Origin of the sequence: Streptomyces sp. NPDC051567, assembly GCF_044454165.1 — a bacterium.
In the GTDB taxonomy this organism is placed as follows: domain Bacteria; phylum Actinomycetota; class Actinomycetes; order Streptomycetales; family Streptomycetaceae; genus Streptomyces.
In genome coordinates this window covers 365,498-391,315 of the sequence record NZ_JBITDK010000002.1, presented here as the reverse complement: position 1 = coordinate 391,315, position 25,818 = coordinate 365,498, and the positions used below count along the sequence as shown (strand labels likewise).

Annotated in this window: 31 protein-coding genes; 10 read left to right on the top strand and 21 right to left on the bottom strand. The window is 70.8% G+C overall.

The window, feature by feature from the left end; all coding sequences use genetic code 11:
- Positions 1 to 156: 156 nt before the first annotated feature.
- Both ACIA5F_RS03975 and ACIA5F_RS03970 read left to right on the top strand, forming a co-directional pair.
- Positions 157 to 2,031 (top strand): phosphoenolpyruvate carboxykinase (GTP), encoded by a 1,875-nt coding sequence (locus ACIA5F_RS03975; protein WP_399348797.1) that lies wholly within the window; start codon positions 157 to 159, stop codon positions 2,029 to 2,031.
- Between the two features lie 283 nt (positions 2,032 to 2,314).
- Positions 2,315 to 2,749 carry a hypothetical protein gene (locus ACIA5F_RS03970; protein WP_399348795.1) on the top strand — a complete coding sequence of 145 codons (435 nt, stop codon included), beginning with the start codon at positions 2,315 to 2,317 and terminating at the stop codon, positions 2,747 to 2,749.
- Between the two features lie 84 nt (positions 2,750 to 2,833).
- Here ACIA5F_RS03970 and ACIA5F_RS03965 read toward each other — a convergent pair whose 3' ends face one another.
- On the bottom strand, positions 2,834 to 3,262 hold the full coding sequence (locus ACIA5F_RS03965; protein WP_399348793.1) for a hypothetical protein: 429 nt from the start codon (positions 3,260 to 3,262) through the stop codon (positions 2,834 to 2,836).
- Positions 3,263 to 3,387: 125 nt separating this feature from the next.
- Complete coding sequence (locus tag ACIA5F_RS03960) at positions 3,388 to 4,599, bottom strand: pyridoxal phosphate-dependent aminotransferase (RefSeq protein WP_399348791.1); 1,212 nt, start codon at positions 4,597 to 4,599, stop codon at positions 3,388 to 3,390.
- A gap of 652 nt (positions 4,600 to 5,251) precedes the next feature.
- On the opposite strand from ACIA5F_RS03960, the gene ACIA5F_RS03955 reads away from it, so the two are divergent.
- Both ACIA5F_RS03955 and ACIA5F_RS03950 read left to right on the top strand, forming a co-directional pair.
- Positions 5,252 to 5,554, top strand: coding sequence for a hypothetical protein (locus ACIA5F_RS03955; protein ID WP_399348789.1), 303 nt, complete (start codon positions 5,252 to 5,254; stop codon positions 5,552 to 5,554).
- 186 nt (positions 5,555 to 5,740) lie between these two features.
- Positions 5,741 to 6,208, top strand: coding sequence for an NUDIX domain-containing protein (locus tag ACIA5F_RS03950; RefSeq protein ID WP_399348787.1), 468 nt, complete (start codon positions 5,741 to 5,743; stop codon positions 6,206 to 6,208).
- 170 nt (positions 6,209 to 6,378) lie between these two features.
- Here ACIA5F_RS03950 and ACIA5F_RS03945 read toward each other — a convergent pair whose 3' ends face one another.
- The 11 genes from ACIA5F_RS03945 to ACIA5F_RS03895 all read right to left on the bottom strand — a co-directional run bounded on the left by ACIA5F_RS03945 (position 6,379) and on the right by ACIA5F_RS03895 (position 13,090).
- Positions 6,379 to 7,005: a hypothetical protein gene (locus ACIA5F_RS03945; RefSeq protein WP_399348785.1), complete on the bottom strand. Its 627-nt coding sequence runs from the start codon at positions 7,003 to 7,005 to the stop codon at positions 6,379 to 6,381.
- The gene (locus ACIA5F_RS03940) at positions 6,999 to 7,985 is read right to left on the bottom strand and encodes a hypothetical protein (RefSeq protein WP_399348783.1); all 987 of its coding nucleotides are present in this window, start codon (positions 7,983 to 7,985) and stop codon (positions 6,999 to 7,001) included. The genes ACIA5F_RS03945 and ACIA5F_RS03940 overlap by 7 nt, the downstream gene beginning before the upstream one ends.
- 248 nt (positions 7,986 to 8,233) lie before the next feature.
- Positions 8,234 to 8,998: an ATP-binding cassette domain-containing protein gene (locus tag ACIA5F_RS03935; RefSeq protein ID WP_399348781.1), complete on the bottom strand. Its 765-nt coding sequence runs from the start codon at positions 8,996 to 8,998 to the stop codon at positions 8,234 to 8,236.
- A gap of 66 nt (positions 8,999 to 9,064) precedes the next feature.
- Positions 9,065 to 9,361 (bottom strand): hypothetical protein, encoded by a 297-nt coding sequence (locus tag ACIA5F_RS03930; protein WP_399348779.1) that lies wholly within the window; start codon positions 9,359 to 9,361, stop codon positions 9,065 to 9,067.
- Positions 9,362 to 9,795: 434 nt separating this feature from the next.
- Complete coding sequence (locus ACIA5F_RS03925) at positions 9,796 to 10,113, bottom strand: hypothetical protein (RefSeq protein WP_399348777.1); 318 nt, start codon at positions 10,111 to 10,113, stop codon at positions 9,796 to 9,798.
- Positions 10,110 to 10,358: a hypothetical protein gene (locus ACIA5F_RS03920; RefSeq protein WP_399348775.1), complete on the bottom strand. Its 249-nt coding sequence runs from the start codon at positions 10,356 to 10,358 to the stop codon at positions 10,110 to 10,112. The genes ACIA5F_RS03925 and ACIA5F_RS03920 overlap by 4 nt, the downstream gene beginning before the upstream one ends.
- A 124-nt stretch (positions 10,359 to 10,482) precedes the next feature.
- Positions 10,483 to 10,716, bottom strand: a complete 234-nt coding sequence (locus ACIA5F_RS03915; RefSeq protein ID WP_399348773.1) for a DUF4287 domain-containing protein — start codon at positions 10,714 to 10,716, stop codon at positions 10,483 to 10,485.
- A 168-nt stretch (positions 10,717 to 10,884) separates the two neighbouring features.
- Complete coding sequence (locus ACIA5F_RS03910; RefSeq protein WP_399348771.1) at positions 10,885 to 11,460, bottom strand: RICIN domain-containing protein; 576 nt, start codon at positions 11,458 to 11,460, stop codon at positions 10,885 to 10,887.
- Positions 11,461 to 11,622: 162 nt separating this feature from the next.
- Positions 11,623 to 11,976 carry a DUF6083 domain-containing protein gene (locus ACIA5F_RS03905; protein WP_399348769.1) on the bottom strand — a complete coding sequence of 118 codons (354 nt, stop codon included), beginning with the start codon at positions 11,974 to 11,976 and terminating at the stop codon, positions 11,623 to 11,625.
- 68 nt (positions 11,977 to 12,044) lie between these two features.
- On the bottom strand, positions 12,045 to 12,299 hold the full coding sequence (locus ACIA5F_RS03900; RefSeq protein ID WP_399348767.1) for a DUF397 domain-containing protein: 255 nt from the start codon (positions 12,297 to 12,299) through the stop codon (positions 12,045 to 12,047).
- Positions 12,296 to 13,090: a helix-turn-helix domain-containing protein gene (locus ACIA5F_RS03895; protein ID WP_399348765.1), complete on the bottom strand. Its 795-nt coding sequence runs from the start codon at positions 13,088 to 13,090 to the stop codon at positions 12,296 to 12,298. Before ACIA5F_RS03895 ends, ACIA5F_RS03900 begins: the two co-directional genes overlap by 4 nt.
- Before the next feature lie 96 nt (positions 13,091 to 13,186).
- Between ACIA5F_RS03895 and ACIA5F_RS03890 the strand changes: the two genes are divergently transcribed.
- On the top strand, positions 13,187 to 13,600 hold the full coding sequence (locus ACIA5F_RS03890; RefSeq protein WP_399348763.1) for an ATP-binding protein: 414 nt from the start codon (positions 13,187 to 13,189) through the stop codon (positions 13,598 to 13,600).
- Positions 13,601 to 13,740: 140 nt separating this feature from the next.
- Positions 13,741 to 14,103, top strand: a complete 363-nt coding sequence (locus tag ACIA5F_RS03885) for a hypothetical protein (RefSeq protein ID WP_399348761.1) — start codon at positions 13,741 to 13,743, stop codon at positions 14,101 to 14,103.
- 130 nt (positions 14,104 to 14,233) lie between these two features.
- Here the strand turns inward: ACIA5F_RS03885 and ACIA5F_RS03880 are convergent, their stop codons facing one another.
- The 6 genes from ACIA5F_RS03880 to ACIA5F_RS03855 form a co-directional block, all read right to left on the bottom strand.
- Positions 14,234 to 14,896: a hypothetical protein gene (locus ACIA5F_RS03880; RefSeq protein WP_399348759.1), complete on the bottom strand. Its 663-nt coding sequence runs from the start codon at positions 14,894 to 14,896 to the stop codon at positions 14,234 to 14,236.
- A 91-nt stretch (positions 14,897 to 14,987) separates the two neighbouring features.
- Entirely contained in the window at positions 14,988 to 15,467 is a 480-nt protein-coding gene (locus ACIA5F_RS03875) for a nitroreductase family deazaflavin-dependent oxidoreductase (RefSeq protein ID WP_399348757.1), read from the bottom strand.
- 157 nt (positions 15,468 to 15,624) lie between these two features.
- Positions 15,625 to 16,125, bottom strand: a complete 501-nt coding sequence (locus tag ACIA5F_RS03870) for a peptidylprolyl isomerase (protein ID WP_399348755.1) — start codon at positions 16,123 to 16,125, stop codon at positions 15,625 to 15,627.
- A 141-nt stretch (positions 16,126 to 16,266) separates the two neighbouring features.
- Positions 16,267 to 16,461, bottom strand: a complete 195-nt coding sequence (locus tag ACIA5F_RS03865; RefSeq protein WP_399348753.1) for a hypothetical protein — start codon at positions 16,459 to 16,461, stop codon at positions 16,267 to 16,269.
- A gap of 128 nt (positions 16,462 to 16,589) precedes the next feature.
- Entirely contained in the window at positions 16,590 to 17,597 is a 1,008-nt protein-coding gene (locus ACIA5F_RS03860; protein ID WP_399348751.1) for a YdcF family protein, read from the bottom strand.
- A gap of 177 nt (positions 17,598 to 17,774) precedes the next feature.
- On the bottom strand, positions 17,775 to 19,055 hold the full coding sequence (locus ACIA5F_RS03855) for an alanine racemase (protein ID WP_399348749.1): 1,281 nt from the start codon (positions 19,053 to 19,055) through the stop codon (positions 17,775 to 17,777).
- 128 nt (positions 19,056 to 19,183) lie between these two features.
- Between ACIA5F_RS03855 and ACIA5F_RS03850 the strand changes: the two genes are divergently transcribed.
- Together ACIA5F_RS03850 and ACIA5F_RS03845 are read left to right on the top strand one after the other, a co-directional pair.
- Positions 19,184 to 19,936 carry an IclR family transcriptional regulator gene (locus ACIA5F_RS03850; RefSeq protein WP_399348921.1) on the top strand — a complete coding sequence of 251 codons (753 nt, stop codon included), beginning with the start codon at positions 19,184 to 19,186 and terminating at the stop codon, positions 19,934 to 19,936.
- 174 nt (positions 19,937 to 20,110) lie between these two features.
- Positions 20,111 to 20,521 carry a RidA family protein gene (locus tag ACIA5F_RS03845; protein WP_399348918.1) on the top strand — a complete coding sequence of 137 codons (411 nt, stop codon included), beginning with the start codon at positions 20,111 to 20,113 and terminating at the stop codon, positions 20,519 to 20,521.
- A 101-nt stretch (positions 20,522 to 20,622) separates the two neighbouring features.
- On the opposite strand, the gene ACIA5F_RS03840 is transcribed toward ACIA5F_RS03845, so the two are convergent.
- Positions 20,623 to 21,960, bottom strand: a complete 1,338-nt coding sequence (locus ACIA5F_RS03840) for a M14 family metallopeptidase (protein ID WP_399348747.1) — start codon at positions 21,958 to 21,960, stop codon at positions 20,623 to 20,625.
- A gap of 129 nt (positions 21,961 to 22,089) precedes the next feature.
- Positions 22,090 to 23,784 carry a chitinase gene (locus tag ACIA5F_RS03835; protein ID WP_399348745.1) on the bottom strand — a complete coding sequence of 565 codons (1,695 nt, stop codon included), beginning with the start codon at positions 23,782 to 23,784 and terminating at the stop codon, positions 22,090 to 22,092.
- Between the two features lie 349 nt (positions 23,785 to 24,133).
- Between ACIA5F_RS03835 and ACIA5F_RS03830 the strand changes: the two genes are divergently transcribed.
- Together ACIA5F_RS03830 and cpaB are read left to right on the top strand one after the other, a co-directional pair.
- Positions 24,134 to 25,060, top strand: coding sequence for a hypothetical protein (locus tag ACIA5F_RS03830; protein ID WP_399348743.1), 927 nt, complete (start codon positions 24,134 to 24,136; stop codon positions 25,058 to 25,060).
- Positions 25,061 to 25,116: 56 nt separating this feature from the next.
- Entirely contained in the window at positions 25,117 to 25,818 is a 702-nt protein-coding gene (cpaB, locus tag ACIA5F_RS03825; RefSeq protein WP_399348741.1) for a Flp pilus assembly protein CpaB, read from the top strand.

Here is a 25,818-nt window from a genome sequence, read left to right as displayed (position 1 = left end):
AAGTGGCGATGCTCACGTGAGGGGCCCCCTGGACATATGGGCGGACGCGCCCGATGATCAGATGAGTGCGGTCGGCACCGGATGAGCGGAGCGCGAAGCATCCGGGTCGCAGCCCCCACGGGGCATTCACCAAACAACCCTCAACAAGGAGCGATCGTGGCGCGCGACAACGCGGCTCCCACCCTTCTTCCCGTCCCGGCGACCCGCCCCACCGAGCACAAGGCGCTGCTCACCTGGGTCGACGAGATCGCGGCCCTCACCCAGCCCGACCGCGTCGTCTGGTGCGACGGTTCCCAGGCCGAGTACGAGCTCCTGTGCGGGGAACTCGTCGCCAAGGGGACCTTCAAGAAGCTCGACGAGGCCAAGCGCCCCCACTCGTACTACGCCGCCTCCGACCCCTCCGACGTCGCGCGTGTCGAGGACCGGACCTTCATCTGTTCCGAGAAGGAGGAGGACGCGGGCCCGACCAACCACTGGAAGGCCCCGGCCGAGATGAAGGCCCTCTTCACGGGCCAGGGCGGCGGCGAGGGCACGGGCCAGGGCGGCATCTTCCGCGGCTCGATGAAGGGCCGGACGATGTACGTCGTCCCCTTCTGCATGGGCCCGCTCGGCTCCGCGCTCTCCGCGATCGGCGTCGAGATCACCGACTCCGCCTACGTCGCGGTCGCCATGCGCACCATGACCCGCATGGGACAGGCCGTCCTGGACGAGCTCGGCACCGACGGCTTCTTCGTCAAGGCGGTCCACACCCTCGGCGCCCCGCTCGCCGAGGGCGAGGCCGACGTGCCGTGGCCCTGCAACACCACCAAGTACATCTCGCACTTCCCCGAGACCCGTGAGATCTGGTCCTACGGGTCCGGCTACGGCGGCAACGCCCTGCTCGGCAAGAAGTGTTACGCCCTGCGCATCGCCTCCGTCATGGCCCGCGACGAGGGCTGGCTGGCCGAGCACATGCTGATCCTCAAGCTCACCCCGCCGCAGGGCGAGGCGGCCGGCCCGACGTACGTCGCCGCCGCCTTCCCGTCCGCGTGCGGCAAGACCAACCTGGCCATGCTGGAGCCCACCATCCCCGGCTGGACCGTCGAGACCATCGGCGACGACATCGCCTGGATGCGCTTCGGCGAGGACGGCCGCCTCTACGCGATCAACCCCGAGGCGGGCTTCTTCGGCGTCGCGCCCGGCACCGGCGAGCACACCAACGCCAACGCCATGAAGACGATGCACGCCAACACCGTCTTCACCAACGTCGCGCTCACCGACGACGGAGACGTGTGGTGGGAGGGCATGACCGAGGAGGCGCCCGCCCACCTGACCGACTGGAAGGGCAACGACTGGACCCCGGAGAGCGGGACCCCGGCGGCCCACCCCAACGCCCGCTTCGCCGTACCGGCCTCGCAGTGCCCGACGATCGCGCCCGAGTGGGAGGACCCCAAGGGCGTCCCGATCTCCGCGATCCTCTTCGGTGGCCGCCGCGCCTCCGCCGTGCCGCTGGTCACCGAGTCCTTCGACTGGAACCACGGCGTCTTCATCGGCTCGAACATCGCCTCCGAGAAGACCGCCGCCGCCGAGGGCAAGGTCGGCGAGCTGCGCCGCGACCCCTTCGCCATGCTGCCGTTCTGCGGCTACAACATGGGCGACTACATGGCCCACTGGGTCAAGGTCGCCGCGGACAAGGACCAGTCGAAGCTCCCGAAGATCTACTACGTCAACTGGTTCCGCAAGAACGACGCGGGCACGTTCGTCTGGCCGGGCTTCGGCGAGAACAGCCGCGTCCTGAAGTGGATCGTCGAGCGGCTCGAAGGCCGGGCCGAAGGCGTGGAGACCCCGATCGGCATCCTGCCGACCGCCGCCTCCCTCGACACCGACGGCCTGGACATCCCGGCCGAGGACCTCGACTTCCTCCTCACCGTCGACAAGGAGGTCTGGCGCGAGGAGGCCGCCCTGGTCCCCGAGCACCTCAACACCTACGGCGACCACACTCCGAAGGAGCTGTGGGACGAGTACCGCGCCCTCGTCGCGCGCCTGGGCTGATCCTTCGGCCCGGAACCCCTGAACTGCCCGCTCCCCGACCAAGGTGCCGGCGGCTGTGAACGGCGGGTCTCCGTTTCCCGGAGACCCGCCGTTCCGCATTCCCCGCGCGCCGCCCCGCAGGCCGTCCCGTACGCCGTCCGCGTGCCGTCCCGCGCGCCCTCGGCCCGCCTCGGCCACGGCTCGTACGTACGTCGGGAGTCCGTGCGGTCCCCCTTCGAAAGGGTGTGTGGGCCCGTGGATGCTGGTGGGCGGGCCGGTGGCCGGGGAGGATCGGCGCATGGGCGTGAGCGCGTTGAAGTGGCGGTGGCTGTTGACCGGCCTGGTGGCCCTGTCGGGCCTGCTGGTCTTCGCCCCGCTGGGGTTGTACGTGTGGGCCAGCGGCGGCGAGCCGCCCGAGGAGCCGCCGCCGCCACCGGCGGTGGAGGACGTCCGGGTCACCGACTGCCGGACCGATCCGGCGAGCCGCCGGGTGCTGGCCTCGATCGAGGCGACGGGCCGGTCCGGACGTTCCGGTTCCTACGTCGTCACCGTGGAGTTCCGCGAGAAGGCGGAACCGGAACCGGGACAGCGGGCCGCCCAGGCCCTGGTGAAGATCCCGGGCGTGCTCCCGGGAGCGACCGAGCACGCGGAGGCCGTCGGCCCGCTCTGGCCGGTCGCGACCGTCCCGTGGTGCGGCGTGGCGGGCGCGGAGTTCACCCCCGCGCCCGAGACCCCGTAGAACACGGGCCGCGGTCGCGCGGACCGCGATCCCGGAGGTGTGTGGCGCCCGGTCCGGAGCCTCCGCGGCCCCGGACCGGGGCCGTCAGGGGGTTTCCCCGGCCCGGAGGGACGGGGGGCGGGTGCCGGCCGGGTCGAGGGTGCCGACGGCGGCGGCGTGCGCGTCCATGCGCTCGGCGGTGAGGATCGCGGCGGCGGTGTCGGCGCGGGACGCGGCGACGACCAGGGCGCGCGCGGCGAGGTCGTGCGCGCGCCGGTGCAGGGTGACGGCGTCCCCGGAGCGGACCCGCCGGGCGTGAACGGGCCGGTCCCCGCGCAACCGCGCGACCTGGGCGGCGATCCGCTCGGCGCTCTCGTCGAGCCCGAGCTCGTCGGTGACGGCGAGCAGCGCCGTCAGGTGCCCGGCGAGCTGGACGTCCAGCGCTTCGCCGCGGCTGCGGTGCGGGTAGTCGGTGGTGCGGTCGTCACCGACCGTACGGTGGGCGACCTGCTGGGCGCGGATCGGCTCGTACACGAGGGCCTCCTGCGTGGTCAGGAAACCATCTTACCTTGGATTGGTTCTAAGTTTGAGCTGAATCCTACTTCTGGCGGAGACGGGACGGACCCGACGGCCCGCCCCGTCCCGGCGCCCCGGCGGCGCTACGGCTGGCCGTACCCGTCGAGGAAGTTCCCGATGCGGGTCACGGCGTCCGCGAGGTCCTTGGCGTTCGGCAGCGTCACGATCCGGAAGTGGTCCGGCTCGGGCCAGTTGAAGCCCGTACCGTGCACCACCATGATCTTCTCGGCCCGGAGCAGGTCGAGGACCATCTGCCGGTCGTCCTTGATCTTGTAGACGGCCGGGTCCAGCTTCGGGAAGAGGTACAGGGCGCCCTTGGGCTTCACGCAGGTGATGCCGGGGATCTGCGTCAGCAGGTCGTACGCCGTGTCGCGCTGCTCCAGCAGCCTGCCCCCGGGCAGGACCAGGTCCACGATCGACTGCTTGCCGCCGAGGGCGGTGGCGACGGCGTGCTGCGAGGGCATGTTGGCGCACAGCCGCATGTTGGCGAGGATCGTCAGACCCTCGATGTACGACGACGCGTGCTTCTTGGGCCCGCAGACGGCCATCCAGCCCGCCCGGTACCCGGCGACGCGGTAGTTCTTGGACAGGCCGTTGAAGGTGAGCGTCAGCAGGTCCGGGGCGATGGCGGCGGTGTTGGTGTGGGTGGCGCCGTCGAAGAGGATGCGGTCGTAGATCTCGTCCGAGCAGACGATCAGGTCGTGGCGGCGCGCGATGTCGGTGAGCGCCCGCAGCATCGCGTCGTCGTAGACGGCGCCGGTCGGGTTGTTCGGGTTGATGATGACGATCGCGCGGGTGCGGTCGGTGATCTTGCGCTCGATGTCGGCGAGGTCCGGCATCCAGTCGGCCTGCTCGTCGCAGCGGTAGTGCACGGCGGTGCCGCCGGCGAGCGCGACCGAGGCGGTCCACAGCGGGTAGTCGGGCGCCGGTACGAGGACCTCGTCCCCGTCGTCGAGCAACGCCTGCATCGACATCTGGATCAGCTCGGAGACGCCGTTGCCGAGGTAGATGTCCTCGACGTCCAGCTCGATGCCCTTGGTCTGGTAGTGCTGCATGACGGCGCGCCGCGCCGAGAGCAGCCCCTTCGCGTCCCCGTACCCGTGGGCGTTGCCCAGGTTGCGGAGCATGTCCTCAAGGATCTCCGGCGGGCAGTCGAAGCCGAAGGCCGCGGGGTTGCCGGTGTTGAGCTTGAGGATGCGATGACCTGCCGCTTCGAGTCGCATGGCCTCTTCGAGCACGGGGCCGCGGATCTCGTAGCAGACATTGGCGAGTTTCGTTGACTGGATCACCTGCATGCCGGGAGCTTACGGGTCCGGGTGCGGCCGTGCCGAGCTATTCCGGCCGGAAGGGTGGTGTGCGATATGTCCCGATTCGTGCATTGGGTGGGTGGTGGCCCGGCCCGCCCTTGGAATCCGGGGACGCCCCCGCGCTCCGGCCTGCGGAATGCGTGGGTGCGGGGCGGCCGGAGCGGCGGTGTTGCGCTCGTCACCCTGGGGGGCGGGCGGGGCGTGCGAGGGGTGCGGGAGGTGGTGGGGGAGTGCGTACGGGTCCGGGGCGCGCCGGGCCGGGGTGTCCCGTGTCGGGATGCCTGTGCCGCGCGCGCCGGGCGCAGGCCCGGGGGCTGGGGCGCGTGACCGTTCGGTGGGCGCCTCGTTGGTGCAGTATGTGTCTTTTGTCCGACCGTAGGGGCCGGGCGCGGTACGGCGCGTACCCGGCACCGACGACAGGCGGAAGCGTGACATCTCCGGCAGTGCCCGTAGCTCCCGCGGTCCCTCATCCGGCCCATCCGGCCCACCCGGTGGTCCGTCCAGTGGTCCATCCGGCTCATCCGGCTCATCCGGAGCGCCGGGGGCGGTGGGGGCGCCGTGCGGCCCGCCCGGTTCCGGGGCCGGCCGGCGGCCGGTGCGGCGGGGCCGGGGTACGCGGGCCGCGGCGGCGGGTGTCCCCGTGACGCGGGCACTCTCCGACTGGCAGCGGGCCGAGGTCGTCGAGCACCAGCGGGCCGGGCTCACCGAACGTCAGGAGGACGCGCTCACCGAGGACCAGCGGGCCGGGCTGGCCTGCCTGGAGTGCCGGGCGGATCTGCGCACCGCCTACGACGCCGTGGTCGTCGGCCACTTCCGCACCGATCAGCTCTTCGCCTGCCGGGGCCGGTGCGCCCTGCGCCGCGCGGGCCGCTCCGAGGGCCTCGGCGAAGCCCCGATGCCCCTGGCCGTCCGCATCGGCAGGAACGACGGCTGGGCCTGGTGACGGCCCCCACCTGACCACGCCCGGCGCACGCCGGGGCGGGGCCGGGGCCGTGTCGCCCCGGGCCGGGCCGGGCCGGGCCGAAAATCCCTGGCAGGCCGGAGCCGGGCGGAGCTACCGTCCCGGACTGTCCGCCCCCGGGCTCCGGAGGGCGGCCCTCCGCGAGAACTGGCAAGGAGAGTCCGGCACATGAACGCGACCCCGCCCGAACACCCCCGCGACCGCGCGCTGACGGCGCCCACCGTCTCCTGCGTCTTCGTCTGTCACGACGGTGCGGGCCACGTGCTGCTGGCCCGGCGCAGTGCGGGTGCGCGGGACGAGCCGGGTACGTGGGACACCGGGGCCGGGGCCCTCGAACACGGCGAGTCGTTCGAGGAGGCCGTGGCGCGCGAGGTCCGCGAGGAGTACGGCGTGGACCCCCTGTCCGTCGAGGTCATCGGCGTCCGCAACGTCCTGCGCGGCACCCCGGTCTCCCACTGGGTCGCGGTGGTCTTCGCCGTACTGGTCGACCCCGCCCGGGTCGTCCTGGGCGAACCCCACAAGTTCGACGCCCTCGACTGGTTCACCCCGGACCGCCCACCCCACCCGCACCACTCCCAACTGCCACAAACCCTCGCCCTCTTCCCCTCCCCCCGCCCCACCCCCGACCCCGCCTGACCCCCGCCCGCCCGACGAGGCCCGGGGCAGCGCCGCACCGAACTCCGCGGCACATCCGTCTCCCTCGCCCGGGCGGCCTCCTCATGGCGCAGAAGGGCCCGTTCCAGCCGATGACGGCTCGGGACGGGCCCTTCGATGTGCGGCGATCGGCCGTGCGGTACCAGCGATCTTCAACTCCTGCGGTCGGCCGGCAGGAGGACAAGGAACATCCCCGCCGCCATCAGCCCCGCCGCCACTGCCCAGGCCGTTCCGTTCTCCACGCCCGCCCGAGGCCACTCCCACCATTGCGCTCTGGTTCCCTCGGCGCCCGGTGCTCCCAGAAGAAAGGCGGGGATCGTCTGTACGACGGGAAGGAGCCAGGAGAGCCTGAAACCCAGCAGGGCGGCGGAGACACCCGCCAAGCCGGTGAAGCCCAGCATGTTCCTGAAGGCCAGCGGGAGCGCATCCGGATCGCCTGACAGGAGAAGTGCGGCACACGACAGAACCACTGCGATCCCGAATGCGCCAGCCAGGTGGCGGGCCAGTACACGGCGGCGCGGGAGAGCTGCTGCCCTGGAGAAATCTGCCATCCCGTCGATGGTCGAGACCAGCACTCCGATTCCCAGCAACAACGGCATGAATGCTGCGCCGGATGCAGGAATCGGCCTGTCCCCACTCACGTTCGGGAAGAGAACAGCCTGTCCTCCCCACCAGGTGAGTGCCACTGCGCAGCCCGCCATGAAGGCCAGGGACCACGCGCCGCGGTGCGATCGGAGATGGGTCTTCAGCGGAGAGAACCCACGGTCGTCGGTCAGCATGCCGCTCGCATCCCATGAGCCCATTGCTTCGCCTGGGCTACTTGATCAGCGTTCGGCAGGCTGAGGACCCGGCGTACGTCGGACTGCCATCCGGTGTCCCCCGAGTACTCGTACGCGGGCAACTCCCGGGAACCCATGGCCCGCGCCTCCAGCCATGCCTCCAACCGGAGCCCTGCGTACATCCTCAGTTCGGTCCGGTCCGCCGACTCGCCTTCACACCAAGTCTTGTGCGGGGATGTCAGCTGCAGAAGAGCGGTGTGCAGAAGGTCCTTCTGTCCATGGTCGAGGGTGAAACCACCCGAGCCGTCCCGTTCCAGGCCCTCTTCTGTGTAGCGATCCGGGGCAGGAAGAACATCCTGTGCGGCGGCGGCGACCTTCTCCACCGCGTCAACAGCCTCGGGAAGCCGCTTCGCGTGTTCGGGCCATACGCACACGGTGCTTTCACCGCCGGGGGCGCAGACGGGCGTCTCGACCCGGCGGTTCTCCAGGAGGGCGCTGTCGTTGCCCGGCATGGCGACGATGCAGACCAGCGTGGCGGCGGAGAAGAATCCGCCCGCACTCGCGGCCCCCTTCAACCGTACGTCCCTGCTCATCAGCGCGCTCACCGTGCACATGGCCGCGACGGCGAACACGGTGACCGTGAGGCGCCACGCCATATGGGTGGCCGACAGGCGTACATCGATGGCGTGGTAGAAGACCACATTGGCGAGCGGGGACGACTGCGAGCCGAACACGAGGCTGAAAAGCATGAACCCCCCGACAGCCGCGATCGCGCCAGTGAAGCGACTGGGAAGAACCCGCCCGATGAAGTAACCGAGCGCCAGTGCGAAGACCACTCCGGAAACTCCGAAAAGGGCGTACTCGGGCCAGGGGCCGCCCGGCGCCCCGGTCGTGGCCGTGGCGATCCACGTAGATACGGTGCAGAGAAGGTAGACGGCGCTGAGCCAGATGGCATCAGCGGTCAGCCGGGTCAGTTCCACCTGATGAGGAGGGCGCGAGGCGAGGAGTGTTTCCGCGCCGCTGCGGCGGAGTTGAGAGGCCCGGTGAGCCGCCATTCCGACTGCGGCCACCATCAGGGGAATCGCTGCCCGGGTGGCGGCGGCGGAGGTCTCCGGCCAGGAGCCCCTCCACTGCCCTCCCACGAAGAAGACCATGGCGGCTGCGGCGATGAGCAAAGGCAGTGCCGCCCAGCGCAGGGGAGTCCGGCGGAGTTCGACAAGGAGCCCGGTCACGGCGCACCCGCCGGCTGAGAGGCTGAACTGCTCAGGGCTGAGGCATACCCTCGTTCCAACGGGGTGTCCCCAGGAGCGTCGACGGTGGCGAGTGCTTCCAGCTCTGCCGGAGTACCCGTGAACCGTAGAGTGCCCTCGTACAGGACACCGATCTGTGCGCAGGTGTGAGCGACGTCTTCGACGAGGTGCGTACTGAGCAGGACGCAGCTCTCCTGGGCCAGATCCCGGATGAGTTCCCTGAACCTGACCCTCTGGTGCGGATCGAGCCCCGTGGTCGGCTCGTCGAGGATCACCAGCCGTGGCCGCCCGGCGATCGCCTGGGCGATGCCTGCTCGACGCAGCATGCCACCTGACAGTCTCCGCAGCGGTGTACCGGCCTGATCGCCGAGCTCCACTCGCCCGATCGCTTCTGCGGCTGCTTCCGGAATGCGACTCCGGGGGATCTCGCGCAGCCAGGCGCAGTGCCGCACGAAATCGGTCACCGTGAAGTCCGCCGGGTAGGCAAAGCTTTGGGGAAGGAACCCGATTCCACGCCGAGCCGCTCGGAGTTCCTTCGCCGTGGCGACCTCCTGGCCGAACACGCGAATACTCCCCGAGGTGGGTCGACTTATCGTGGCCAGACTCCGAAGGAGCGTGCTCTTTCCCGCACCGTTGGGTCCCAGGAGTCCGAAAGCTCCTGCGTCAAGTTCAAGATTGAGCCCACGAACGACGGGTTTACGCCTGTATCCCTGGTGGAGGTCATTCACTTCGAGCAGCGGCATGTGTGATCCTATGGACAGCGCTGGGGCGTACTTTCACTACGCCCCAGCGCGTTCGTTCAGGCGGTGTCAGAAGAGCTCGACAACAACCTTCTCGATGCTGAAGGTGCAGTCCGGCACGTAGACCCGGACGGTACCGCTCTTCTGGTCGACGCGCTCAGAGTACTTGTCGGTCTCCCAGTCGCACACGGCCTTGCCACGCCACTTGCCGGAGCCGGTGCACTCAGCCCAGCCACCAGTGCTGCCCGCGCTGGTCTTACAGGACAGTGCCAGGGTTCCGGATGTACCGGCCGAAGCGGGCGTTGCTCCGAGCAGCAGGGTAGCGCTCGCCAGCACGGCGCCGATGGTGGCAGCTCTCTTACGCATGAAGAATTCCTCCCCTAAGTATGCACAAAGCCCCCCGAGAGGGGCTGAGCGCCGGGGTGCCCCCGGCGTCCGAGTGATCGTATTCAGCAAGCAGGGATCTGGGGCGACTGCGTAAGGATCTTGTCCGGAATTAATCCACTCACTTGTTCGATAAGGAGTCAATCTGCTTGGGAAATGCCTGTCATGGCACTTCGGGAAGGCTGGCCGTACCTCCCTCATAGGGACAAGGGTGGCTTGAATGACCCTCTATCAAATCGGTATACGGACATACCTCCTTCGGGTTCCGCGTCCTTGGAGGCGGCCGGGGCGGAGCCGTGGCTGTACGGGGCGCGGCCCAGGGGTGGAGGCCATGGCCCGCTCGAATGCTGCCCTGAGCGGGGCGTTCATCGCCTTGCGGGCCTCCTCGGCCTGGCCCGCGTGCGGGATGCGGTGGCTCACTGGGGGACGCAGGCCGTGAAGTCGCCGGACGCGAGGCGGGTGAACACCTCGTCGTCGGAGGCAAGTTCCTCGGGTGGGTAGGACCAGCGGAAGAGGAGCACGGCCAGTTCGTGGCCCGGGGTCCGGCCGGTCTCCTGGCGGAACTCGGCCAGCCGCTCCCCGGACAGCCCCGCCCGGATGGTGTCGATCGTCGCCGGGAACTCCACCGGCGGCCGGCCGGTGTGCTCGACCGACCACATGGCCGCCACCTCGTGGCCACCCGTGCCCGGCGGGGGGCCGCCGGGGTCGACCGGGTTGCCGTCCAGGTCCGTCACTCCGGTGAAGTCCCCGGCGCGCAGCCGGGCGACCGCCTCCGGGTCCGTCTCCGCGGCCGTTCGGGAAGTGCGAAGTCCACGAGGAGGTGGAGGAGGTGCTTCGCGGGGGTGCGGTCCACTGCCTCGTCGAACGCGCTCGCGCGCTCCCCGGACAGCCCCGCCCGGATGGTGTCGATCGTCGCCGGGAACTCCACCCGCCTCCCGGCCAGCACGATGCTCCACACCGGTCCTGCGTACGCGTTCATACCCGGTCCTCCCAGCGGTTCGGCGGTGGAACCGTCACGGTAGGGCCGGGCCCGGTACGGGTGGGGGCGCGGCGGGGGAGGGTGACGCGAACGGGTGATGCCGTGGGTCCGGGGCGGCCCGGGGTCATTCCGCCAGGGTGTGGGCGACCAGGGCGTTGGCGTGGCCGTGGCCCAGGCCGTGGTCGGTCTTGAGCCAGGCGACCAGCTCCATGTGCTTCGTCAGGGGAGAGGCCCGGATGAGGTCCTTCCACTCCGCGACCGGACGCCCGTACTTCTTCTCGATCGACGGGAAGTAGCTGGCGGGGCCGGGGCCGGGGCCCTTGCGTACGGTGTTCCCGCTCGTGGTGGTCTCGCTCATGGCGCTCTCTCCTCCGGTCAGGCGTTCGGGGTTCACGTCCGGAAGCCGTCCGGTCCGCGTTCGGACGGCTTTCCCTCTATGACCGTCCCGCCCGGCGGAACTCATCGGCCTCCGGGGGTGACCCGGGCCACAGTCGCGGAGGCCGACGAGGTGCTGGTGCGGGCCGGGTCAGTCGGTCCAGACGTCCCACCACTGCTGGGACTGGTAGTTCTTCTGCCAGAGCTGGACCTTGGCGCCGTTGCCCTTCACGTTCGCGTCACGGTCGAGGACGGTGTTGCCGTTGTTGTAGAAGCGCAGGTTGTACAGGGCACGGTCGCCCGCCGGGTGCGACCAGCGCTGCTGGGTGCTGCCGTTGCACTGCCACACCTGGACCTTGGTGCCGTTGGCACCACCACCGTTGGTGTCGGCGTCCAGGCACTTGCCGGGGAAACGGAAACTCTCGATCCGCCCGTCGTTCCAGACGTACCACCGCTGCTGGGTGCTGCCGTTGCACTGCCAGATCTGGACCTTGGTGCCGTTGCCGCCGCCGTTGGCGTCCACGTCGAGGCACTGGGTCGTGGGCCGGCCGGCGAAGTCGTTGGTGATGCGGACCGCCTGGTCGAAGAGTCGGTAGGGGCGGGCGTCCTTGGCGTCGGCGGAGGCGGTCCAGTGAACGGACTGGTCCTTGGGGGCTGCGGCGTCCGCGCCGGTGACGGACAGGACGGTCGCGAACGTGACGGCGGTGATCGCAGCCAGCCAGGGCATACGGGACATGGTGTCTCCAGTCGCTCGTGCGAGTTTTATGCGCCTATAGACGACCATGTGGGTGCAGAAGAGCGCTAGATGTCCCTTTCGGTCAGTTGGCTGGACTTTGCGCTGATACGTTTCCGCACGCCCGGCCGACGCGTACGCCGTTGCCGGGAGGGATCAGCGGGGCGGTTCCGGGCAGACGGTGGCGTGGGTGGTGCGGCAGGTGTCCGTGGGGGTCGGGGCGGAGCCGAGGAGGCGGACGGCGATGCCGTTGCCCGTGACGTGCCAGCGCTCGCCCGGCGGGACCGGTCCGCACGCCGTTTCGCCGGGCTCCAGCAGAACCCACGTGTGCTGGACGGTCGGGTACCAGACCGCGGCCCGGCCGCAGCCGTGGCAGACGGCGGGGGTGCCCTCGTGCACCTGGGGACGCTGGTCCCAGCCGAAGGTGACGAGGGCGTCCGCCAGGACGTTCGCGAGCAGGAACGGACCGGTGTCGTCGCCCCGGCCCTGCTCGTCCGTGCATGTGTTCACGTCCGTCCCCTTCCCCGCCACCTGTCTGGTTAGCGGATCAAGGGCCGGTCAGGCCAGCGGTAAGGGGATCAATGACCCGAACGGGTGGTGATCTCGGTGAGAAAGACCCCCCAGGCACCCGCCGGTACGGCGAACTGCGGGCTGCCGTCGCCCAGCTTGGAGTCCCGGACGTGCACGGTGTGGGCGCAGGAAGCCACCTCGACGCAGTTACTGCCCTGGCTGTCGCTGTACGTGGACTTGTGCCAGTCGAGAGCGACTTCGATGCAGGCGCCACCCTGACTGTCGCTGTAACTGGACGTGAACCACGTCAGACCGCTGCTCATAGTTCCTCCGCGAGCTTTCTGATGAACTCTGCCGACTCCGCCGCGCTGAGGGCGTTCATCCGGATCATGCCATGGGCCTGAGTGAGTGCGCCGACCTTGTGAGGGTCCGAGTACATCGCGCTGGTCTCCTGCCCTTCTGCCCAGGCCCACATCTGGTGCTCAGGGGTCTCCACGAGCACCAGAGGTCCGAGGAGGGCTACTCCGCATGCCCGGCCGATGGGTAGTACTTGGACGAAGACGTTGCGGAGTTCACTGATCCGCAGAAGGCGGTCCAACTGCCGGCGCATGAGCTCCTTGTCGCCGACTTCTGCCCGTAGAGCTGCCTCATGGATGATGAATCCGTAGACCGTCTTGATGCGACGGGCCATCACCTCTTGGCGTTCGAGACGCCCACGGACTCGTTCCTCGATGGTCTCTTCGTCCATTGGGGGGCAGGCGCCGCTCATCAGCGCCCGCATGTATTCCTCGCTCTGGAGCAGACCCGGGATGAGCATTGGTTCGTAGTTGCTGAAGGCGAAGCAGTCCGCCTCCGCTGCCATGAACTCTTCCGACCGTTTCGGGAACGGATTCGGCTTCATGAACTCCGAGATCGCGGCGAGCTTGCCGCCCGCGCCGAACATGTTGTCCGCTGTCTGGAGGAAGCGGAACGTGGGCCTGCGGCGGCCCTGTTCCATGGATTTGATCGTCTCCGGGTCGTAGCTGGCCTCGTCGCCGAGTTGTTCGCGGCTGACCCCGGCTTCCATGCGCCAGAGCTTGACCTGATTGCCGCCGTACCGCCATGCCTCGCTCATGGTGTCGAACCTCCTCTGGTACGCGCTGGTACAACAGCCTTCCGTGCCAGCGCTGTTACTTCCCCAGCCTCTACCCGAACCTTCAGGGTGTGGAGCATGGATCACCTCATCGAGTGGCGCTACTCCCGTACGCCCGTCAGCGTCCCCCGTGCCCGTGCACACTTCGCCGTTCAGTCGCGCGAGTGGAAGCTTCCCGCCGACACCGCAGAGACGGCCGTACTGCTCCTCAGTGAGCTGATGACCAACGCCTGCCGCCATGCCCGGGTGTCCGGGCGGGAGGTGTGGGTGAGGTGTGAGCGGGGGGACGGGGTGGTGCGGGTCGAGGTGGCCGATGCCGACGGGAAGCTGCCGGTGCCCGCTGTCGCGCGGGAGCTGGACGAGTCGGGGCGGGGGCTGGCCATCGTGGCGGAGCTGGCCAGCAGGTGGGGGGCGTACCCGAGGGAGTGCGGGATCGGGAAGGTGGTGTGGTTCGAGGTGGAGTGGCCGGCGGAGGAGTCCGGGCGGGGGTGACCGCGCCACGCGGGGGGATCGTAGAGGATCGTTTCCTCACCCGGGGCCCTCCTAAGGTCCCTTCTGAACTGCCCCACGGGTCCCGGCCGGGCGGCCCAGTGCTGCCCCCGGGCCCCTTTCGGAAGGGATGCACCTCCGTCATGAAGCTCCGTAACACCGCTGCCGCCACCTTCGCGGCCTTCGCGCTCGTCCTGTCGTTCCCCGGCTCCTCGCTGGCAGCCGAGGGTCAGTTCCACTACAAGTTCCGGGACGGGGGCGAGGTGCACCACGCCACGCTGCACGACCCGCGCAATGGCCGGTGTATCGACCTCTACGGCACCGACGCCGAGAACCCCGGCTTCGGCCCGCACAACGAGACCGACACCTACGTGACGCTCTACCTCGACAGCGACTGCGAGGGCTCGGAGTACCGGCTGAAGCCCCACGGCAAGCCCACGAAGGACACCCTGAAGGTGCGTTCGGTCCGCTTCGACGAGCCGAACGACAAGCGGAACGACAAGTAGGCGAGTAGTACGTAGCGAGTAGTACGTAGCAAGTAGTACGTAGAGCGGCGAGCAACCGGTGCTCCTGGCCGGGACGGGGTCGGCCCCGCCCCGGCCAGGGCCGTGTCCGGGACGGGGCGGGGTGGCCGCGTCACTTCCGGGGGGTGGCCAGGTGGGCGCGGACCGCGCCGGCCGCCGAGAGGGCGGTGGCCACCAGCAGGATCACCGTCAGCCGGGAGAGCCAGTCGGGGACGAGTTCCCGGACCGTGCCGCTGGCGTGGACGCAGGCCCGCTGCGGCGGGAACAGGCTCTCCTCCCTGGCCACCACCGGGCCCTCCAGGCCGGGCGGGCAGGAGGCCGGGCCCTGGGTGGCCAGGAGCCAGAGGCCGAGGAACAGCGTCCCCGTGACCACGGTGAGGACCAGGAACCGGCGGCGGGACTCCGGGCGGCCGGTCAGGGCGAACTCCAGGGTGTACGCGACGAGCACGAGGACCGCCAGCGCCACCAGGAAGGCCCACCACAGCCACTCCAGCGCGCCGAGGGCCGGGAGTTCCGTACCGTCCGGGTAGACGCAGGTGGCGTTGTAGGGGACGGACGTGCGCTCGACCCGGTGGTGGCCGCCCGGCCCGATCATGCCGTGGGCGCACTGCTCGACGTGTTCCGAGCCTTCGGTGACCAGGAAGGTCAGGGCCCACAGCGGCACCAGGGCGCCGGCCATGAGGCGGACGGCGAGCCAGAGCCGGTCGGCCGTCCGGAAAGGGCCGGGTCCGGGCGCAGGGGGCAGGAGGGTCGTCGGGGGCGGCGTGGAGGACATGGCGGGATGCTACGCGCCGCCCTTGTCGGCGCACGGTCAGACGGCCGTCAGGGAACCGTCAGACTGCCGTGAGAGCACCGCCAGAGCACCGTCAGGACGGTGCGAGGCCGCCGGCGGGGCCGGACAGGGTTTCGATGATCACCATCGGGATCTCGCGGGGCCACGCGGCGGCCTGGTAGTCGTCGTAGGCGGGCCAGAGGGCCGTCATGTACTCCCCGTACGTCTCGCGCTGGAGCGGGGTGGCCGTGTACGCCGTGGCGGGGAGGACGGCGGCGCGGACCTGGACGCGGACCTCCGGGTGGGCGGTGAGGTTCCCGTACCAGGCGGGGTGGTCCGGGCGGCCGTGGGCGGCGGCGAGGACGATGAGGCGGCCCGCGTCCTCGCCGTAGACCAGCGGGGTGCGGACGGGGCGGCCACTGCGGCGGCCGACCGTGGTGAGGAGGAGGGTGGGCAGGCCGTGCCAGAGGTGTCCGTCGGCGCCCGCGCTGCCCACGTAGGCGCGGACGTGGTCGAGGAGCGGACCGGGGCGGGGGTCGGCGGGGCGGGTCCAGTCGATGTCGAGCTGCTGCATGGTGCCTGTCCTCGTGCCTGTTCCTGCGGGTGACGCCCCCCTCGGGCGGCTAACGAGCCGTCCCCGCCGTGGATGCGCCCGTGCGACGGCCCGGAGCCGGGCCGTCGCACGGGGACACGCGGGTGTGCGCAGGCGCGCAGGCGCGCAGGCGCGCGGGTCAGGCCAGCCGTTCGGCCTTCTCGATGACGACCGGCTCGACGGGGACGTCGCCGTGGCCGCCCGCGCGGCCGGTGCGGACGGCGGCGATGGCGTCCACGACGTCACGGCCCTCGGTGACGGTGCCGAAGACGGCGTAGCCGAAGCCGCCCGGGGTCGGGGCGGTGTGGTCGAGGAACGCGTTGTCGGCGGTGTTGACGAAGAACTGCGCGGTCGCGGAGTGCGGGTCGCTCGTCCGGGCCATCGCGACCGTGTACGTCAGGTTCTTCAGGCCGTTGGCCGCCTCGTTCTTCACCGGGGTCCGGGTGGGCTTCTGGTTCATGTCGGCGGTGAAGCCGCCGCCCTGGTTCATGAAGCCCGGGATCACCCGGTGGAAGATCGTGCCCTCGTAGTGGCCGTTCGCCACGTAGGAGAGGAAGTTCGCGACGGTGGCCGGGGCCTTCTCCTCGTCGAGGTCGATCACGATGTCACCGAAGTTGGTGGTCAGCTTGGCCTGGGGCATGTGAGGGTCGGTCCCTTCTGGGGCTGAAAACGTGCCCTCAAGCTTTGCAGACAGGGACCCCCGGGCCCGGGACCGGGGCGGCACCGGGCCGTGGCGGGAGGTGTACGGGGGGTTGCAGGGGATTGCGGAAGGTCAGGAAGGTCAGGGAAGGTAGCGTTCCAGAGCCGCCGCGCCCTCCTTCTCGATCAGGTGGCGCGCTACTTCGAGCCTTTCCGGCGTCACGTCACGGCCGCTCGCCATCACCAGGTCCTCGGGGTCGAACGGACGCTCCCCGCCGCTGTAGAGCCGCGCCGGCCGTGTCTTCCCGGGCTGCTGCTCGTCCGGTGCACTCTTCATCGCGTACCTCCTCGGGGACCCACTGCCCCCTGGCCCCCCATCCTGCGGCGCCGTCCCCATGAACGCACCTCGGGGACGGGTCTCGGGGACCTGCCTCGGGGAGGCGTCTCGGGGAAGAGGGGCCGGGGTCAGAGGGTGAGGGCCAGGGCCGCCGTCAGGACGACGATCGCGCCGCAGATGCTCAGGTTGGCCGCCCGGTGCTCCCAGAACACCGCGACGAACTCGCGGATCGTCGCGCTCGGCCAGAAGTACTTGGCGGTGGGCGAGCCCAGGACCTGACCGTTCACCCCGGCCTTGCGGGCCATCATCGCGGCGCGGAAGGCGTGGAAGTTGTTGGTGACGACCACGCACCGGTAGGCCGGATCGCCCTCCTCCATGATCGCCCGGCTGAGGGCGAGGTTCTCCTCCGTGGTGCGGGACCGGTCCTCCAGGCGCAGGTGCTCCGCCGGGACCCCGTCCGCGATCAGCCAGTCGGCCATCGCGCGGGCCTCCGCGATCTTCTCGTCGCCGCCCTTGCCGCCCGAGGGGAGCAGGACCGGCACCCGGCCGCCCCGGGCGCGCTGGGCCTCGTAGATCTCCCGGCCCTTGCGGAGCCGCGAGGCCAGCAGCGGCGGGACCCGCTCGCCGCCGATCAGGCCGGAGCCCAGCATCACCACGTAGTCCACGTCCCCGCGCACCTTGATCCGGCCGTAGAGGAAGGCGTAGCCGAGGAAGCAGAAGAAGAGGAACGAGACGTACCCCACCAGCAGGATCAGACCTGCGGCGAGCGCGTTGACGGGGTGGGACTCGCTGTCGGCCAGGACGAGTACCAGCGCGATCAGGCCGAAGATCCCCAGACCCGCCACCAGGGAGAGCAGGTTGGCCGGGCGGCGGCCCTCCTTCTTCACCATCGTCATGCCGTTGGAGATCAGGAAGAGGGCGAGGGCGATCATGCCGACGGCCGGGAGCAGGAAGACGGCCAGGACGGCGAGCTGGCCCAGGATGCCGGGCAGGTGCCGGAACTGGGTCATCAGCCCGAGGGAGGCGGCGAGGAAGGTCAGCCCGAGCAGTACCGCGTTGCGAAATCGTCTGCGGTCCTTCCAGACACTCACGCAGAAGACGAGGAACAGCAGGGCCGCTGGGGCGAAGGCGAGCATGGCGTTCATCGTATGTGTCGCAGGTGGCGAGGGGGACGGGCCGATGATCGCCCTGCGCGGACAGCTCTTCGGTGCCGCTTCCGGTGCCGCTTCCGGTGCTGCTTCCGGTGGTTCGCGCGGGAGTTGTGGTGCGGGAACCACCGGAAGGGCCGGGGGCGAACGTTGCCTGACGCGGTACTAGAAGAAGGTGCGGACGTAGTCGGTGACGGTGCCGTCCGCCTCCACGAGGGGGATCAGCGGCCACTTCTCGAAGATCGTGCAGGGGTGGGACATGGAGAGCGCCACCCAGTCGCCGACCTGGAGTCCGGTGTCCGGGCCGGTCTCCAGCCAGGCGTGCTGGTCGGAGAGTTTGACGACGCGGACGCCGGTGGCGGGCCGTTCGGCGCCGTCGAGAGGGTCGCGGATCAGCTCCGCCCCGGGCAGGCCCAGGTCGTAGGCGATGTCGCGCTTGCCCGCGTTGACGAACGCCTGGGTGGGGGAGGGCCGGGAGACGACCTGGGTCCACAGCCGGAAGGCGGGCCGGAGCGCGCCCTCCTCGGGCCGGCGGTTGAAGGGGGTGAGGCGGGTGTACCAGCCGTGGTCGTGGGAGACGTACGCGCCCGAGCGCAGCAGCCGGAGCGTGGGCCGGGAGAGCGGGGGCAGCTCCGCGAAGACCTCGGCGACGGTGTCGAACCAGGCGGAGCCGCCCGCGCTGACGACGATCTCCGTCAGGCCGGGGGAGAAGAGCCCGGCCGCGTCGAGCCCGGCGGCGAGGGCGGTCAGCCGGCGCAGGTACGCCTGGACGGTGGCGGGGGAGGCGTCCGGGACCTCGGCCTCGTAGCCCGCGACCCCGGCCAGGCGCAGGGTGGTGGTGGCGGCGACGGCCTCGGCGACGGCGCGGCACTCCTCCTCGGTACGGGCCCCCGTGCGGGCGCCCTCCCCGGCGCCGAGCTCCACGACCACGTCGACGGCGGCGGGGGCGCCCCGCAGGGCCCGGTCCATGAGCCGGACCCCGCGCACGGAGTCCACGTAACAGACGAACCGGAAGCCGGGGTCGGCGGCGAGTTCGGCGGCGATCCAGCGCAGGGCGGCGGGGTCGACGAGCTGGTTGGCGAGGAAGACGCGCGGGACGCCGAAGGCGCGGCAGACACGGACCTGGTGGGGGACGGCGACGGTGATGCCCCAGGCGCCGTGGTCGAGCTGGCGGCGGAAGAGCTGGGGCGCCATACAGGTTTTGCCGTGGGGGGCGAAGGCGAGGCCGTGGCGGGACGCGTACGCGCCGAGGGCGGTGAGGTTGTGCTCCAGGGCGTCGGCGTCGAGGGTCAGTACGGGCGTGGTGAACCCGCCGTCGAAGAGGTCCCGGCGCTCGGCGGCCAGCTGTCCCACGGTGAGGCCGCGTTCCCCGGCGTCCGGCGGGAGGCCCTTGAACCGGTGGTCGACCGGTTCGTCGGCGAGGGCCTGGACAGGGTCGCTGGGCATGAGGGGACTCCCGGAAGGTTGCACCGCGCGCAACGGTCGTTGCGTATCACGCTGGCTGCTGTCTAACATCCCTGATGACGATGGTCAACGCCGTGCGGTGGCGGCGCGACGGTACGAGAGGGTACGGCGTGAGCCAGTCGGTGGAGCGGGCGCTGGGCATTCTGCCGCTGCTCGCGAAGGGTCCGGCGGGCCTCGGCGAGGTCGCCGTGGAGCTCGACGTGCACAAGAGCACGGCCCTGCGGCTGCTGCGGACCCTGCACGAGCACGGGTTCGTCTACCGGCAGCCGGACGGCCGCTACCGGCTCGGGGCGCAGCTCTTCGCGCTGGCCGCCGAGGCGGTGGAGAACCTGGACGTCCGGGCGGTCGCCCACCCGCACCTCGCCGAGCTGAACCGGGTCACCGGGCACACCGTCCACCTCGCCCTGCTCCAGGACGACGAGGTGGTCTACGTGGACAAGGTCGACAGCCGCTACCCGGTCCGCATGTACTCCCGGATCGGCAAGCCCGTCCCGCTGACCGTCGCCGCCGTCTCGAAGCTGCTCCTGGCCGACCTGCCCGAGGCGGAGCGGGTGGCGCTGGCCGGGCGGATCGAGTACCCGCGCTACACGGCCCGTTCGACCCCGGACGCCGCCGCGTTCCTGCGCGAGCTGGCGGCCGTGCGCGAGCAGGGCTGGGCCACCGACCTCGGCGGGCACGAGGAGTCCATCAACTGCGTGGGCGCGCCCGTGCGCGGGCCGGGCGGGCGGGTGGTCGCGGCGATGTCGCTCTCGGCCCCGACCGTGGTGGTCCCCGCCGAGGGACTGCTCGAACTGCTCCCCCTGGTCCTGCGGACCGCCGACACCATCAGCCGGGAGTACTCGGGCTCCGGCCCCGCCGCATGACGGCCCCGGCCGGGGCGCGGGCAGGGCGCGGGCCGGGCGACGACCGTGCCCGGACGACGACCGTGCCGAACGACGACCGTGCCCGGGCGACGACGCCCGGCGACGACTACGCATGAAGGACGACGCATGACCGAGCAGACCGCGCGGACCGAAGCCGCCGCCACCACCACCACCGTGACCGGCAAGACCGCGATCACCCCCGCCACGCACACCGTCCCGCCCGCGCGGTTCTCGCACGGGGTCCGCAAGGGGAACATCCTCCAGGTCGCCGGCCAGGTCGGGTTCCTGCCGCACGTGGACGGGCAGGCGCCGACGCCGGCCGGGCCGACGCTGCGGGAGCAGACCCTCCAGACGCTGGAGAACGTCCGCTCCGTGCTGGAGGCGGGCGGCGCGAGCTGGGACGACGTGATGATGATCCGCGTCTACCTCACGGACACCGGGCACTTCGCCGAGATGAACGGGATCTACAACACCTACTTCGAGGAGCAGGGCCTGAAGGAGGCCCCGGCCGCGCGCACCACCGTGTACGTGGGCCTGCCCGCCGGGCTGCTGGTCGAGATCGACGCGCTGGCCGTCCTGGGCTGACCGGGCGCGGGCCTGTGGAAGGCGGGTGCCCCGCACCCCCGGACCGACCGGGGGTGCGGGGCACCGTCATGGGCGCTCGGGCGCGGTGACCTCCGCCGCGCTCAGGCGCAGTACTGGGCTTCCTTGCCGATCGAGCGGTACATGCAGTCGGCGTTCTCCAGGAGCTGGAGGACCGCCTCGCGGTTGCGCGAGGTCTCGCGGTCGATCACCTCGTCGGGCGGGTAGAAGCCGCCGCCGCTGCCGGAGGAACCCGGGTACATCTCGAAGGTGTAGCCGAAGATCTTCTGGTCGCCCCAGAGCCAGTCGTCGATGGTGCCGTCGGTGATGTAGAGGTCGCTGGACTGCTCGGGCGTGTAGCCGTTGCTGGCCGCCATGTTCGTGCCGACCTTCTTGAAGGCGGCGAGGTCGTCGGCGGTCAGGCCGGGCGCGGTGTCGTTGTAGGTCCAGCCGTAGGGCCACAGGACGAGCTGGCTGTAGGTGTGGAAGTCGATCGCGGCGGTGATCTGCTGCTTTCCGCCCACGATCCGGCTGCGGACGAAGTCGGAGACGGCCTTCACCTCGGGCGCGGAGGTGGCGGCGGGGCCGCGGTAGGTCTCGGAGCCCTTGCTCGTGCTGGAGCCGCCGCAGCAGCCCCACTTGTAGTCCCAGTTGCGGTTCAGGTCGGTGCCGACGGAGGTGGAACCGGCGTTGGGCTGGCGGTTCTTGCGCCAGGACCGGTAGGAGCCGGTGGCGATGTCGTACTCGCCGCCGTCCGGGTTGAGGTCCGGCACGATCCAGATCTCGCGGTTGTTCACCAGGTTCGTCAGCCGGGTGTCGGTGCCGTACTGGGCGCCGAACTCCTTGAGCAGGTAGAGAGCCATCTCGACGGTCAGGTGCTCGCGGGCGTGCTGGTGGTGGGTGAAGAGCACCTCGGGCTCGGCCTCGTCGGCGGCGACGTTGTCGCTGATCTTGATGGCGACGAGGTCCCGGCCCTGGTAGGACGTGCCGATCACCCGCTTGCTCATGATCGCGGGGTACTGGGCCACCCGCTGGTCGATCTCGGCCGTCATCTCGGCGAAGTTGTGGTACTTCGAGTCCGCCGAGGGGAAGTCCAGCACGTCGGCCGCGATCCCGGGCTCCGAGCGGTCCGGGGGGCCGGGCAGGGCGGTCAGCCGGTAGCCGAGGGCGCGCAGGCTCTTGGCCTGCTGGGGGTCGGCGGTGACCACGACGGCGTGGTCGTCCACCTCGTCGATCGACACGCCCGTCCGGAGCAGGGCGGTCCGCTCGGCCGCCGTGGCGGGGCCGGGGACGCGGTACTGGACGACGGCCTCGTCCTGCGTGGCGGTGGAAGGGACGGGCGGTGGTGAGGCGGTGGCGCTCATGCCGTAGGCGGGTGCGCCGAGGGCGAGCGCCAGGAGGGCCGCCGTGACGGCGGCCCTCCGGCCGGTGTGGAGCCGCATGCGTTCTCCTGTGGGGGCGGGAGTGCGGGGGTAGCCGTGCGGACGCGCACAGCGTGCTCTTGTGGCATGTTCGGGTCAAGAGCACGTGGTGCTCGCCGAGCCGGTTCAGGCCACCCCCACACCTACCGCCTACGGGAGGCTGTGCACCTTCGGGCCCACCGCGTTCGACCAGGCGTTGCCCGCCTTGGCGTCCCAGTTCGTCGACCAGGTCATCGCGCCGCGCAGGCTCGGGTAGGTCTTCGCCGGCTTGAAGGTGCCGCAGCCGGTGCCGACGGTCAGGCAGTCCAGGGCGTTGTTGACGATGGCCGGGGAGACGTAGCCGCTGCCCGCGCCGCTCGGGGAGGCGGGGACCCCGATGCCGACCTGCGACGGGTCGAGGCCGCCCTCCAGCTGGATGCAGGCGAGTGCGGTGAGGAAGTCCACCGAGCCCTGGGAGTAGACCTTGCCGTCACAGCCGAGCATCGCGCCGCTGTTGTAGTACTGCATGTTGACGACGGTGAGGATGTCCTTGATGTTCAGCGCCGTCCGGAAGTAGCCGCCCTGCGTCGACTGCATGTCGATGGTCTGCGGGGCCATCGTGATGACGAGCGAGGGGCCCGCCTTCTGCGACAGCGCGCGCATGGCCTGCGTCATGTAGGTCGGGTTGATGCCGTTCTCCAGGTCGATGTCGACCCCGGTGAAGCCGTACTCCTGCATCAGCGCGTACGCCGAGTTCGCCAGGTTGTTCGCGGAGGCGGAGTCGTTGACCGAGATGGTGCCCTTCTCGCCGCCGATGGAGAGGATGACGGACTTGCCGGCCGCCTTCTTCGCCACGATGTCGGCCTTGAACTGCGGCACCGTGTAGCCGCCGAGGCCCACCGTGTCGAGGTTGAAGGTGATGGCGCCGGGCGTGGTCGTGGCGTCGGCGAAGGAGACGGCGATGATGTCGTACTGCGCCGGGACGTCGGAGAGCTTCTGGACCGTCGCCCCGTTGTTGAAGTTCTGCCAGTAGCCGGTCAGGGCGTGCCGGGGGACCGCCGGGTTCGGGTTCGGGCCGCCGCCCCCGGTCGTGGTGCCGGTCACCGTGGCGGACCTGGTGCCCTCGCCCGCCGCGTTGTACGCGCTGATCTGGAAGGCGTACGAGGTGGAGGCGGTGAGCCCGGAGATCTGGGCGGAGGGGTTGGTGACCGTCTGGACGCGGACGCCGTTCTGGTAGACGTAGTAGCCCGCCGCCCCGCTGACCGCGCTCCACGAAAGGGTGAGCGCGTTCGCGCTCTGGCCGGAAACGGCGGTGCCCGCCGGGGCGCCGGGGACGACCGGGCCGGGGTCGGAGCCGCCGCCGCCGTCCGGGCCGAAGACGCTGAACTCGTCGACGGTGTAGGGCGACTGGCCGTACCAGCCGTTCGTGTAGACGCTGACCTGGGTGGTGCTCGGGCCGGTGGAGAAGGTGGTGGACAGCTTCTGCCAGCCGCCGCCGGTGCCGGGGGTCCAGGTGGAGACGTCCTGGGTGCCGGTCCCGGTCGCGCCCAGGTAGACGTACGAGCCCTGCACCTGCGTGCTCAGCGTGTACGTCGAGTTCGGCTTGACCGTGACGGTCTGGCTGCACCGCGCGTTGTCGGAGCCCGCCGGGGTGGCCTTCAGGGCGCCTGCACCTGCGAAGACCGGCGAGGGGACGACGGCGCCGGACCCGCCGGAGCAGGACCAGTTGGAGAGGCCGGACTCGAAGCCGCCGTTACGGGCGACGTTGATGTCCGCGGCCTGGGCGGTCCCCGCGGCGAGGGCCGTCAGACCCCCGGCGGTGAGGGTGGCGGCGCCCAGCAGGGCGAGGGAACGTATGCGGTTCACGTGGGCTCCGGTGGGGGGAGGATGAGGAGGGCGGGGCCAAGTGGGGTGGCCCGGCGCCCAGTTGGTCCAGAGTTGGTCCAGACCAATCCTCGTGTCAAGGCTCTGCGCGATGTGGCTTGAAAAGGCCGGGCACCCGATCCCGGTTGTCCGGTTTTCTGGCCACCCGCGCACTGCGCCCGCCGTACGGGAATCACCAAGCCCCTGCCCTGCCGGGGGCGGCGCGGATAGGGTGCTGGGGCACGGGGGAAGAGCGTCGGGGGTTTGCGGTCGCGCAGTGCGCGCGGACGCGGGCGAACGCGCGACGCGCATGCGGGGAGCCGCTGCGCGCGGGGTGAACAGGGGGATTCGCGTGCCGACCGCCATCGCTGTCACCAGCGCCGACCTGGTGCTCCCGGCCCCCGACCGGCACACCCCCGGGGCCGCCCTGCTCCACCCGCCCGACCGGCTCGACCTGGCCGGCGCCCTCACCGAGACCAGCGCCCTGCTGGAGCGCCACGGCCACCTCGTGGCCGTCGTGCCGCCCTGGCTGCCCCCGGCCACCGTCCAGCGGCTGCACACCGTACGGGCCATCCTGGAAACCGACCGGATCGCGCTCCTCGACATCGATCTGCCCCCGCTGGCCACCGCCCTGCTCGTCCGTCAGCTCCGCCAGCTCAGCGTCTGCGACTTCAGCCCCGGAATCATCGCCTCCGCCGCCCGGCTGCTCTGCCACTACCTCCACGCGGGCGCCCTGCTCGGCTCCGTCGCCCGGCTCGACCGGGTCCCGGTCGGCCTCAAGGCGCACGCCCGGTCCTGGTCGCCGGGCGCGCAGTTCGCCGTCCTCGCCCACCCGGCGCCGCACCTGGCCCGCCTCGGCACCTCGGGCGCCCACGCGGGCGGCGCCCTGCCGCCCGGCCCCGCCTACGCCACCGAGCTGACCTTCGCCCGCGGCCGGCTCACCTCCGACTGGGTCGCCGCCACCCTGGCTCCCGCCTGGAAGGCGCAGGGCGTCATGGAGCACCCGCTGCCGGGCGCCTCGCCCACCTGGTGGGCCACCCCGAAGCTGGTCGAGTTCGCGGCCGGCATCCCCGACCTGTCCGTTCTCTACCAGCTCGTCGCCTCGGTCCGCCGCGAGGAGTGCCGCTGGTGCGGACTCGAACTCATCGGCGACCGCTGCGGCTTCTGCTCCGCACCGCTCACCGCACCGGCCACCGGCCCGGCCACCGCACCGCGCACCGGCCCGCGCACCGGCCCGGCCTCCGCACCGCTCGCCGCACCGGTCCGCCCGAGAACCTGACCGCCCGAGAACCTGACCGTCCCGAACGAACGAAGAACGGCGAGGTAGTACGGCCCATGAACTCACGCCAGCGCCGCGGCGTCATCCTGCTGCTCCTGTCGGTCCTGTGCGCGCTCGGCGCCTTCGCCGGGGTCCTGGTGCTGATCGGCGACGTCAACTCCAAGGTCGGGTCCCAGGTCGTCGCCTACCGCGCCAAGGGCGACATCGCACCGCACAGCCCGCTGACCGCGGACCAGTTCGAGGAGATCACCGTCCCCCGGCGCTGGCTCTCCGGGACCGCCGTCACCGACCTCGGCGCACTCGACCAGAAGATCGCCCTCACCACGCTGAAGAAGGGCTCGCTGCTCCAGGCGGACATGTTCGTCGACAAGCCGAAGCTCCAGCCCGGGGAGCAGGAGATCGCCATCATGATCGACGCGGCGACCGGCGTGGCCGGGAAGATCACCTCCGGCGCCAAGGTCAACATCATCGCCACCTTCAAGGGCGCCAAGGACACCGACCCGGCCCGCTCGGTGATCATCGTGGCCAACGCCCGCGTCATCAACGTCGGCAAGCTCACCTCCCTCGACAAGGAGGGCGACCGCAAGGGGCCCGCCGAGGCCGTCCCGATCACCTTCGCCCTCGTCACCAAGGACACCCAGCGCGTCGCGTACGCCGAGTCCTTCGCGGAACACGTCCGGCTGGCCCTGGTGGCCCCCGGCACCGACTCGACACCCGCCCCGAACGAGCGCACGTACACCCTCGACGGGGACAAGTGA